Origin of the sequence: Planktomarina temperata RCA23 (assembly GCF_000738435.1) — a bacterium.
In the GTDB taxonomy this organism is placed as follows: domain Bacteria; phylum Pseudomonadota; class Alphaproteobacteria; order Rhodobacterales; family Rhodobacteraceae; genus Planktomarina; species Planktomarina temperata.
The window spans coordinates 1477160-1488600 of record NZ_CP003984.1 but is presented as its reverse complement, the minus strand read 5'-3'; the positions used below and the strand labels follow the sequence as shown (position 1 = coordinate 1488600).

Annotated in this window: 10 protein-coding genes; 4 read left to right on the top strand and 6 right to left on the bottom strand. The window is 54.2% G+C overall.

Annotated features, from left to right (window positions below):
* Positions 1-18: 18 nt before the first annotated feature.
* Positions 19-246, bottom strand: coding sequence for a twin-arginine translocase TatA/TatE family subunit (locus RCA23_RS07040; protein ID WP_044049712.1), 228 nt, complete (start codon positions 244-246; stop codon positions 19-21).
* 116 nt (positions 247-362) lie between these two features.
* Here RCA23_RS07040 and RCA23_RS07035 point away from each other — a divergent pair, with 116 nt between their 5' ends.
* Positions 363-1046 (top strand): HTH domain-containing protein, encoded by a 684-nt coding sequence (locus RCA23_RS07035; RefSeq protein ID WP_044051373.1) that lies wholly within the window; start codon positions 363-365, stop codon positions 1044-1046.
* 13 nt (positions 1047-1059) lie between these two features.
* On the opposite strand, the gene RCA23_RS07030 is transcribed toward RCA23_RS07035, so the two are convergent.
* From RCA23_RS07030 to RCA23_RS07020, 3 genes are all read right to left on the bottom strand, one after another.
* Positions 1060-2136 (bottom strand): ABC transporter ATP-binding protein, encoded by a 1077-nt coding sequence (locus RCA23_RS07030; protein ID WP_169701364.1) that lies wholly within the window; start codon positions 2134-2136, stop codon positions 1060-1062.
* A gap of 55 nt (positions 2137-2191) precedes the next feature.
* Complete coding sequence (locus RCA23_RS07025; RefSeq protein ID WP_044049710.1) at positions 2192-3232, bottom strand: methyltransferase domain-containing protein; 1041 nt, start codon at positions 3230-3232, stop codon at positions 2192-2194.
* 119 nt (positions 3233-3351) lie between these two features.
* Positions 3352-4131 carry an SDR family oxidoreductase gene (locus tag RCA23_RS07020; protein ID WP_044049709.1) on the bottom strand — a complete coding sequence of 260 codons (780 nt, stop codon included), beginning with the start codon at positions 4129-4131 and terminating at the stop codon, positions 3352-3354.
* A gap of 197 nt (positions 4132-4328) precedes the next feature.
* Here RCA23_RS07020 and RCA23_RS07015 point away from each other — a divergent pair, with 197 nt between their 5' ends.
* From RCA23_RS07015 to RCA23_RS07005, 3 genes are all read left to right on the top strand, one after another.
* The gene (locus tag RCA23_RS07015) at positions 4329-5285 is read left to right on the top strand and encodes a Hint domain-containing protein (RefSeq protein ID WP_052377083.1); all 957 of its coding nucleotides are present in this window, start codon (positions 4329-4331) and stop codon (positions 5283-5285) included.
* A gap of 83 nt (positions 5286-5368) precedes the next feature.
* Positions 5369-6967, top strand: coding sequence for a peptide chain release factor 3 (locus tag RCA23_RS07010; RefSeq protein WP_044049708.1), 1599 nt, complete (start codon positions 5369-5371; stop codon positions 6965-6967).
* A gap of 168 nt (positions 6968-7135) precedes the next feature.
* Positions 7136-8800: a DEAD/DEAH box helicase gene (locus RCA23_RS07005; protein WP_081870925.1), complete on the top strand. Its 1665-nt coding sequence runs from the start codon at positions 7136-7138 to the stop codon at positions 8798-8800.
* A 199-nt stretch (positions 8801-8999) separates the two neighbouring features.
* On the opposite strand, the gene RCA23_RS07000 is transcribed toward RCA23_RS07005, so the two are convergent.
* Both RCA23_RS07000 and RCA23_RS06995 read right to left on the bottom strand, forming a co-directional pair.
* Positions 9000-10664, bottom strand: a complete 1665-nt coding sequence (locus tag RCA23_RS07000) for a ribonuclease J (protein WP_044049707.1) — start codon at positions 10662-10664, stop codon at positions 9000-9002.
* The gene (locus RCA23_RS06995; protein ID WP_044049706.1) at positions 10664-11434 is read right to left on the bottom strand and encodes a type III pantothenate kinase; all 771 of its coding nucleotides are present in this window, start codon (positions 11432-11434) and stop codon (positions 10664-10666) included. Before RCA23_RS06995 ends, RCA23_RS07000 begins: the two co-directional genes overlap by 1 nt.
* Positions 11435-11441 lie beyond the last annotated feature (7 nt).

Here is an 11441-nt window from a genome sequence, read left to right as displayed (position 1 = left end):
TCAAAGAGGTAATAGTGATTAGGATTTGTCTTTTTCCGTGTCAGGCGTCACATCTTTTGCGCCTTCGGATGCGGCTTCCTCAATCTCTTGCTGGCCATCATTGACGCCTTTTTTGAAGGCGGTGATGCCTTTGCCCATTTCGCCCATCATGGCAGAGATTTTTCCGCGGCCAAATAGAACCAAGACGACAAGGGCTATGATCAAATAGCCCATCGGAGGGATGTTTGTGAGAAATGCAGGGGTCATATCGTGTATCCTTAGATGAAGTGTTGGCTGTTTCTAAGCCAGTTGAGCCGGAGCAGAAAGCAGGTTCGCAACATTTTGCCGTTGTGTGGACACTCAACTGCCATTATTATGTCAGTATGGCACGCAAAGACCGTCTTTTTTCCCTGATTCAAATCCTACGCGATGGAAATCTCTACCGGGCTTGCGATTTGGCAGAGCTTGTTGGCGTGTCGCTCCGCACGCTTTATCGCGACATGGACACTTTGGCAGCTTCTGGCGTGCCCATTCGCGGTGAGCGCGGCCTCGGATATCAAATCACCGCCGCCTATACGCTGCCGGCGCTCAATTTGACGAAAACTGAGCTGGAGGCGCTGCATTTGGGATTGGCGGCCGTGGGGGAAAGTGAAGATGCCGAGCTTTCGGCCGCCGCAAAAGCCCTGTCGCGGCGCATTGACGGGGTTTTGCCCGAAGATAGCGCTGCGGCCTCGGGTTGGTCCTTTGCCACCTACCCTTTCGCCGATGCCGCCCGCGGCTTTCAGCATATGCCAAAACTCAGACAGGCCATTCGTTCGAAACAGTTGATGCAGATTACGATTGGCTCCCAAATACTGCGATTGCGACCTTTGGCGCTGGATTATTGGGGGCGGCTGTGGACCCTAGCCGCTTGGTGTGAAAGCACGCAGGGGTTTGTCACCCTCCGGGTGGATGAATTCACGCGGCTTGACGCCATGCCAGCCGTATTTGTTGAGGAGCCCGGCAAATCCTTGGTCGATTATTTGGCGTGGAGCAAACATCCCGACCGCACACGCCATCGGTCATAACCGCGCTTGGGCGTCATTCAGAGCGGGGAAAGACGTAGCAATTCTTGCGTGGCGCCAGCAACCAAAACAGCGTGTCCGGCTTTGGCAAAAACACTGAGGGCACCGAAGCGGTCAGCGCCGCGCCCTGCTCAAGCTTAAAATCGACCAATGAATTCTGCCCCAAAAAACGCGACCGCAGCACTTTGGCGCGCGCCGCATGGCCCATGGCATCGGTCGGGCTGGGGCCTTGGCCGGCACGGTCAAAATCAATGCGAATGTGTTGCGGGCGGATGACGATGTCCAATATCGTGCCATCTGCATGACCGGGCGCGAAGAATTCGCCGAAGGGCGTTTTGGCCAGGGCGCCTTCAACTTTTCCTACCATGACATTGATATCACTAAAAAATGATGCAGCATCTTTATCGATCGGCGAATTATAGATTGTATAGGGCGCGCCTTTTTGCACAATTTTGCCGTCTCGCATCAGGGCAATCTCATCGGCCATTTTCATCGCCTCGCCAGGATCATGCGTCACCATTAAAACTGCCGTGCCCGCTTCGCGCAGAACCTCGAGCGTCTCATCACGGATTCCATCGCGCAAGCGATCATCTAGGCCAGAAAATGGCTCATCAAGAAGCATGATTCTGGGTCCCGGCGCCACCGCGCGGGCCAATGCCACCCGCTGCTGCTCCCCGCCGGATAATTCATGGGGCATCTGAGCGCCATAGCCGGCCAGATCGACCCGCTCCAAAAGCTCTTCGGCCCGCGCACGGCGGATAGATTTTGCGCCTTTCAGGCCAAAAGCAACATTTTCCCAAACAGATAGATGTGGAAAAAGTGCAAAATCTTGGAACATCATGCCGATGTTGCGCAGCTCAGGCGGTTGCGAGCGCGTGCCATCACAGACCAATGCTCCGTCAATCAACACCTCGCCGCTATCTTGCCGCTCAACCCCTGCCACAATGCGCAACGTGGTCGATTTCCCGCATCCCGAGGGGCCCAGCAGGCACGTCACCTGCCCCGGTTCAAGCCGCAGGCTGACATCATCCACCGCGAATTGACCGGCAAAGCGGCGCGACAAGTTTCGGATTTCAAGTCTCGGATTCGACAACAGAAGCGCCTAACTGACAAAAACACTCAGGCTTATGTATGTGGCATGCGGTGATTTAGCAACAGCTGGCCTCTGCGGCATCAGCTTCAAAAGGAGACGCAGCGCCGCAGCCTTCGAAAATGCCATAGTGCGTATCAAATGAGCCGATGAACTCGAAATGCGCCGCAAATCGCGTTTGCGCCAGCATATTCCAAGTATTCCCACAGACCTTGAAGACCTTCCCCGTTTCGATCCAATGATGCCCATCCAGCGGCAGACCATGAGGGCAATTTTCAATTGTCCCTTTGTAGATCACCGCCTGCCCGTAGTCCTCGCAATCACTTTCCAAATTCGCCAATTTCCATAGGCGATAGGTGGCGGAGGTAAATTTTAGCGGCGCTACCGCGGCTTCCAGCACCGGGTTTTCAATGGTGATGGGGCGATGGGTGACCAAACGCGGATCTGTGAAGCCTGCCACTTTCGCATGGTTAAGAAAATCATTCCAATACAGAGCTCCAGACAGGCATTCGCCGTAGAGCACCTCATCGCGCGCCATAGCCTCTGGCACGCGGCGATCGGCATAGACATCCGAAAAATACATCTCGCCACCAGGTTTGAGCAGCTCATAAGCCCCCCGCAACACCGCTTGCTTATCGGTCGCGAGATTGACCACGCAATTGGAGACAATCACGTCGAAAGAGTCCGGATCCAGCGGTAAATCTCCGAGCGATTCAATATAACCTTTGTGAAACGCAACATTTGATGCACGATATCCAAATGCCTCCCGATGATAGTCTTGAAAGCTTCGGGCGACATCGAGCTGCGCGTCGGTCATATCCACACCGACCACAAAGCCCTCTTCGCCCACCATTTGCGACAGCGCATAAACATCCCGGCCCGCGCCGCAGCCAAGATCTAATACCCGCGCGCCCTTGAGGGCTTCGGGCACAATCAAACCGCAGCCATAATAGCGCATCAGCACCTCATCATGCAGCTGGGCTAGGATTTTCTTCAACCAGCTGGGCATTTCGGCCGGCTCGCAGCAGGCATTGGTTTGAAGATCAGCGGAAGACTGCAAGGTTTTGCCATAATATTCTTGCACGTTTTCATGTTTCATCAATAAAGCCCTTCAATACGTTTCATTTCAAAATCCGCCGCGCATTGCTTACCGCGCATGCCCAGTCATACCTTTGGACATTCGCTTGAAAAAGGAAAGCTCGATGCGGCGTGATCCGGTTAAATTGTGGCGTTTGTCGCGCCGCCATCAAGCAAAATATTCTGCCCCACCATAAATCCCGCATGTTGCGAGCATAAAAACGCACAGGCCGCTCCGAATTCTTCAGCAGTGCCATAGCGGCGCGCAGGAATCGTAGCCTGTCGCTGGCTTTGTGCTTGCGACATTGTGATACCTTGGGCCTTTACGATGCCACTGTCGAGTGAGACCGCCCGGTCCGTGGCATGGATGCCGGGCAAAAGATTGTTAATCGTAACGCCATGTTCGGCCACTTGTCGTGCCGTTCCTGCAACATATCCGGTCAACCCCGTGCGGGCGGCATTGGACAGGCCAAGAACCCCAATAGGCGCTTTGACCGACTGGCTGGTGATATTCACCACCCGGCCCCAACCGCGGGCCATCATTGCCGGCAGGCAGGCTTTCATCAAAGCAATCGGGGTTAACATATTGGCGTCAAGAGCTGCGATAAAATCAGCGCGATCCCAGTCGGACCACAGCCCTGGCGGCGGCCCTCCGGCGTTGGTCACCAAAATATCGACATCCCCGGCTGCGCTCAGCAACATCTCCTGCCCCTCGGGCGTGGTGACATCGCAGGCCACCTCTGTGACAGATACCCCATAGCTAGAGCGAATCTCAGAGGCCGTGGCGGCCAACACATCACCATTCCGCCCATTGATCACCAGATGAACCCCTTCACCGGCCAAAGCCTCAGCACAGCCCCGTCCAAGACCTTTTGAAGAGGCACACACTAAAGCTTTCTTGCCAGAAATTCCCATATCCATTGTCTGTTTCCTTGTTAAGAATTTCCCAAGCCTAGCATTGGAGAAGGGCGCATGACACTAGCTATCGACAAGAAATATGAACAGCTTTACCGAAAAAGTTACCAAAATGTAAATTTGAGTTTGCATATATAAAATTTTTCTCACATATATGAGATCAATTATACTTTGGTAGATTTTTAACACCTAAATATTTTCAAATGATGGCACACGTGCAAGACTTCACAATTTATACAAGCGCGCAACTTTCGGTGGTGCAAGGCGTAAACTATGGCGGTCCGTTGTCGGTCAATGGCGAGCTTTATCTCGATGACGTCTATCGGCTCAAGACAAATGCCCAACCCACCCGATTGACATTGCAAGAAGAAGCCTCCGGTCGGTGGCATCGTGTTGCGGCCCATAGTGCCATTGGCGCCATTGGCGCTGCTGTCCATCTGGACAGTCAAGTCACCTTGATGTCCGAGGCGGGGCAAACCTTCGACGCTCTGATCTTTGTTGAGGTTGAGCTGGGTGAGATTAAACAAGTCTATCTATCTGCATTCTCTGCGTTGCAGCCCGATACAGACTATCGCCTGATTGGAATAGATTGCCACGTTAATCCACACAAATTGGCCGAGCTAAGCGATCCAATTTTCTATCCTGGTACGCAAATCACCCTGGCTGACGGACGCCAATGCGCTGCCGAAGATCTCAAACCAGGGCAAGAGGTTCTCACCCATGACTTCGCGCAGCAGAAAGTTACATGCGTTGAGATCGAAACCCAACGTGCGCAGGGCAAGAACCGTCCAATAAGGATTTCAAAATCCCATTTTGGCACAGATCATGATCTCATCCTCAGCGCAGAACACCGCATTTTATATCCCCAAACCAATGGCAGCTATGGCGGACGGTTCATTAAAGCCGAGGAATTACGCAATGGCACAACCATCGACTGGGTTGAGGCCGGTTTTGTGGAATGCGTTAAAATACGTTTTGCCACCGAGCATTTGATTTTTGCCAATGGCATCGCAGTGCAATCTCACTTGCGCGGCGAAGATCGGGACAGCGAAGCTGTCGAAAGATTGCCCCGGGCGGTGCAATCGTCATGGCACCCGGCAAAACCCAGCCGGCGTGCATTGTATTTGCCCAGTCGCCTGCCCTATAAAAACATCGACTAGCGCTCCTAAGTAAAACGCGCCGATGACTCCTGTATGACACAGGATTTCTTGCCAATGGTATCATCCCAACCTATACGCGGCTCATGTTAGACAACCGCCCCACACTTCCGCCAGAAATTGCGCGCCGGCGCACCTTTGCCATCATCAGCCACCCTGATGCAGGTAAGACCACTTTGACTGAGAAATTTCTTCTATATGGCGGCGCTATCCAAATGGCCGGGCAAGTGCGCGCCAAGGGCGAGGCCCGACGAACACGCTCAGATTTCATGAAAATGGAACAAGATCGGGGCATCTCTGTCTCGGCCTCCGCCATGTCATTTGACTTCAAGACCTTTCGGTTCAATTTGGTCGATACGCCAGGTCACTCAGATTTCTCTGAAGACACCTACCGCACCCTCACAGCCGTTGACGCGGCGGTTATGGTTGTCGACGGCGCTAAGGGTGTTGAGAGCCAAACTCAGAAGCTCTTCGAAGTTTGCCGCATGCGCGATTTGCCGATTTTGACATTTTGTAACAAAATGGACCGCGAAAGCCGTGATACATTTGATATCATTGATGAGATACAACAAAACCTTGCGATTGATGTCACGCCCGCCTCTTGGCCGATTGGACGCGGCCGGGACTTCATTGGCACCTATGATCTCTTGCGCGATCAATTGGAACTTATGGACAGGGCAGATCGCAACAAGGTCTCTGGATCGATCAAAATCAATGGATTGGATGACCCTGCCTTGGCGGAACATGTGCCTGCGGAACTTCTGGAGGTGTTTCTCGAAGAAATTGAAATGGCCAAAGAACTATTGCCGAAAATGGACCATCAGGCGCTGCTCGATGGCACCATGACTCCGATTTGGTTCGGTTCGGCCATCAATTCCTTTGGTGTGCAGGAATTGATGCAGGGCATCGCTGATTTTGGCCCGGAGCCACAGCCGCAAAGGGCAGAACCGCGTTTTCTCGCCCCGGAAGAGCTCAAAGTGGCGGGATTTGTGTTCAAAGTGCAGGCCAATATGGACCCCAAACACCGCGATCGCGTGGCCTTTGTGCGCTTGGCCTCCGGGCATTTCAAACGGGGAATGAAATTGACGCATGTGCGCAGCAAGAAGCAAATGGCGATTTCCAATCCGGTCCTCTTTCTTGCCGCCGACCGCGAGTTGGCAGAGGAGGCTTGGGCCGGCGATATCATTGGCATTCCAAACCATGGGCAGTTGCGCATTGGCGACACGCTGACCGAAGGCGAAACACTGCGGGTGACAGGCATTCCAAGTTTTGCACCAGAATTGCTGCAATCTGTCCGCGCTGGTGATCCCCTAAAAGCCAAACACTTGGAAAAAGCCCTTATGCAATTTGCCGAAGAAGGTGCGGCCAAAGTGTTCAAACCGATGATTGGGTCAGGCTTCATTGTCGGGGTGGTTGGCGCCCTACAATTTGAAGTGTTGGCCAGCCGCATTGAGCTCGAATACGGGCTTCCGGTGCGTATGGAGCCCAGTCAATTCACCTCAGCGCGCTGGGTCTCGGGGCCACAGGCCAAGGTCGATGCCTTCGCACAGGCCAATAAACAGCATATGGCGCGCGACAATGACGACGACATTGTGTTTTTGACCCGGCTGCAATGGGACATTGACCGCGTGGCGCGCGATTACCCAGATGTGGCCTTAACCGCGACGAAAGAAATGATGGTTTAAGGGCCAAATCTAGGCGGCGGCCATGCCAGTATGCGGGTTTGACCTATGGCAGATTACCGCCTATACGGACGGAGTTGGCATGGGGCCAACCCTGCGATGGACGCGAATGACCTGCGTCCAACCCCCGTTGTGCAAATCTCTTGCCACGACATATCTTGATGGACGTACATGATAAAATTCACTGACCTAAACTTGGACGCCAAAGTCCTTAAAGCCATTGCCGAAGCTGGCTATGACACCCCCACCCCTATTCAAGCCGGGGCCATCCCTCCAGCGCTCGAAGGCAAAGATGTCTTAGGCATCGCGCAGACCGGAACCGGCAAGACTGCCAGTTTCACCCTGCCCATGATCACCTTGCTGGGGCGCGGCCGTGCCCGCGCGCGCATGCCGCGCAGCTTGGTGCTTTGCCCGACCCGCGAATTGGCCGCACAGGTGGCCGAAAACTTCGACACCTACACAAAATACAGCAAACTGACCAAGGCCCTGCTGATTGGTGGTGTAAGCTTCAAGGAGCAAGACAAGCTGATTGACCGAGGTGTAGATGTCTTGATTGCAACTCCTGGGCGGCTGCTCGATCACGTTGAACGCGGCAAATTACTTTTGACCGGCGTACAGATCATGGTGGTGGATGAGGCAGATCGGATGCTTGACATGGGTTTCATTCCAGATATTGAGCGGATCTTCAAACTCACACCCTTCACCCGTCAAACTCTATTTTTCAGCGCGACAATGGCGCCGGAAATTGAGCGGATCACCAACACGTTTCTTTCAGCGCCCGCCAAAATAGAAGTCGCCCGCGCTGCAACCACCTCTGATACAATCACCCAATCGGTCGTGATGTTCAAAGCCAGCCGCAAAGATCGCGAAGGCACCGAAAAACGCGCGCTCTTACGCGGTATGATTGAGAGCGAAGCGGAAAATTGCACCAATGCCATCATCTTTTGCAATCGCAAAATGGATGTCGATGTGGTGGCCAAGTCCATGCAAAAATACGGCCTTGATGCCGCGCCAATTCATGGCGATCTGGATCAATCCAAACGTACAGAAACTTTGGATAATTTTCGATCTGGCACCCTGCGTTTTCTTGTGGCCTCTGATGTGGCGGCGCGTGGGCTGGATGTCCCAAATGTGAGCCATGTCTTCAACTATGACGTGCCCAGCCATGCGGAAGACTATGTGCACCGGATCGGTCGCACAGGCCGGGCCGGCAAGTCTGGCACTGCCATGATGATCTATAGCCCCCGAGATGAAAAGAACTTTGCCGCCATCGAGGGGCTGGTGAAAATGGAAATTCCCCGGATGGAACACGCGATGTCCGGCAAGACCGCTGAGCCCGAAACTCTCTCAGAAGAAAATGCAGAAAAGAAACCCGCAAGACGCAGCCGCGCAGGAAGATCAAAGAAATCAACAGCCGAGCAGCCTGCCGACGCGCAGGCATTGCCCGATGCCATCGATACGGCAGCGGCGCCAACAGATTTAGCACCCGCAATCGTCGCCACAGCCGAGGATAACACGCAACCGACCGCCCCCGAGCGCGAAGAAAACTCAAACCGGCCCAATGGCCGTGGACGAGGCCGTGGTCGCAGCCGCGATGCAGAGCCCCGCAACAACGCGCGTGGTGGGGCAACTCTGGACGCCTCCATGCCCAATTTTATTGCGCAGAGTTTTACAGAACGTTTGAAGGCCGAAGGCAGAGATCCATCAGCGGCCAATGATACGCCCGAGGACACGCCCCAGGGCGATGAATTGCCCAGCATTGCAGGTGACGCCGAAGATCTCAGCACGACCGAGGCACCAGAGGACGGCAACGCTTCTCAGGACGAGCACGCATAAAGCGCGGCTACGGACAAAGCAGGCCCGCCCGGCGCTCACGCTGGGCGGAGGTCTTACCCCGTGTAAGACCTCTGCATAACGCCATTTCAACATGAAATAAGAGAAGCGCCTGCCGGGCGGCAGGCAGGCCCAGCCCGGTGATGACACCGGGCTAAGTGTTTTGGCTTGGCGGCTGGGTTATGCAGAGGTCTTCGCCTGGTTACGACAAACGGCTGATCACAACCGTGACTTCTGGCTTTTTGCCGATCTCAGACTGCGCTGACTGCCGTGCAATACGGCGCAGCTCGTCTTCGAGTTTCTTATCATCACCCAATGTTTTGCGACCCGCACGCATCATGAATTGGTTCAAGTCTTCTTCCAGAACTTCGGCCAGGCCAGCGCGGCTGCTGCCTATTTCTGGGAGGCCCTTGATTTCACACCAAGGTTCACCCAATGGACCGTCATCATCCAAAATCACACTCACCATCACATGACCATTGAGCGACATGCGAATACGGTCACGCACCACGCCATCCAAAGCGCCGATTTGCACAGATCCATCAATATAGGTGCGACCCGTCTCAACAAATTCCTCAACTTTCGGTGCATTGCCTGACAGGTTGATCACCATACCATTGACCGCCACAACCGATTGTATCCCCTTCGCCTTGGCCAAATTCGCATGTGCGCGCAGATGGCGGTGTTCGCCATGCATTGGCACCAAGATCTGCGGCTGCATCAACGCATGCATTGCCTCAAGATCCGGGCGGTTGGCATGGCCCGATACGTGATAAGCGCCAGTGGAATCATCCACGACATCCACGCCGATTTCAGACAGTTGGTTGATGATCTTGATCACACCACGCTCGTTGCCCGGAATGGTTTTTGACGAAAAGAGGAATAAATCCCCTTCTTTCAGCTTGTGCCCCCGATATTTGCCATTGGCCAATTGCGCTGAGGCTGCACGCCGCTCGCCTTGGCTGCCCGTGACCAAGAACATCAGATTGCCACGCGGCACATCCAAAGCTTCCTCTGGGCTAATCACCGGGGGAAAATCTGATAAAACGCCCGTTTCAAGCGCCGCCTCGACCATTTTGTTCATCGCCCGCCCCATCAGACAGACCGAACGCCCGGCACGGCGGGCCGCCTCTGCCAAGGTTTTGACCCTTGCGACATTGCTGGCAAAGGTGGTGGCCACCACCAATTGATCGGCCGATGCCACCAATTGTGTGATATTGTCGCCCAAAGTTGCCTCAGACCGTCCCGGCGCCAAAGAGAACACATTGGTACTATCACAGATCAAAGCCTTGACGCCTGGTTTGGCAATCTCGCCCCAAAGGACAGGATCCCAACCTTCACCAACCAAAGGTGTCTCGTCCAATTTGAAATCGCCCGTATGCACAACGCGCCCCTCTGGCGTGTCGATCACCAGACCCGAACTTTCAGGAATAGAATGGCTAATCGGCAGGAACCCCACCTTAAACGGCCCCAATGCCACTTGATCTGGCCAAGCGCTCATGACTGTCACCGCATTGGCGGCAACCCCATGCTCTTCCAGCTTGCGCCTGGCAATATTGGCGGTGAATGCGCGGGTGTAGATGGGCGCACCCAGACGCGCATAGGTATGGCCAACAGCGCCCACATGGTCTTCATGTGCATGGGTGATAAACACGCCATCAATGCGGTCTTTGCGCGCCTCAAGCCAGGCAATATCCGGAATGATCAAATCAACCCCGGGTGAGTTGTCCATATCTGGAAACGTCACACCGAGATCAACGACAATCAGGCGCTCTTTATCGCGCGGTCCGTACCCGTAGACATAACAATTCATTCCCACCTCTCCGGCGCCGCCGAGAGGGAGATACATTAAACGTTTTTGGCTCATCAAATTTCCTTATTGAATTGATGGATCACGGTGAGACCGTGCATTGTAAGCTCATCTTCGAACGCGTCGAACAAATGAACTGATTGTTGGAACAGTGGCGCAAGGCCACCGGTAGAGATGACTTTCATCGGCCTGCCATGTTCAGCTTTGATCTGATCACAGATTTCCCGCACAAGACCAACATAGCCCCAGAACACGCCCGATTGCATGCAGGCCACCGTATTGGTGCCAATCACCGATGAAGGCCTTGAAATATCCACATGTGGCAAAGCGGCCGCCGCTTGGTGCAATGCTTCAAGGCTGAGGTTCACCCCCGGCGCAATAGAGCCGCCGATATAGGCGCCATCGCTGTCGACCACATCAAAGGTGGTGGCTGTGCCAAAATCTACGATGATGAGATCCCCACCAAACAGATCATGTCCCGCGACGGAATTGACCAACCGATCCGGCCCGACCGCCGTGCCGGCATCGACACGCACATCAATCGGAAGCTGGCAATCCGTGCGCCCCACCACCAGCGGCCGCGTGCCAAAATATTTATCCGCCAGAACCCTGAGGTTAAACACCACCCGCGGCACTGTCGACGAAATCACCATCTCATCGATGTCGCTGGCTATGCCATCTAGGGTCATCAAGGTATTGAGCCAGACAAAATACTGGTCCGCTGTGCGTTTATGAGAGGTGGCAATCCGCCAGTTGGCGATAAACTGCGTGCCATCCCAAATAGAGAACACTGTATTGGTATTTCCGCAGTCAATCGCGAGTAGCATCTGGATA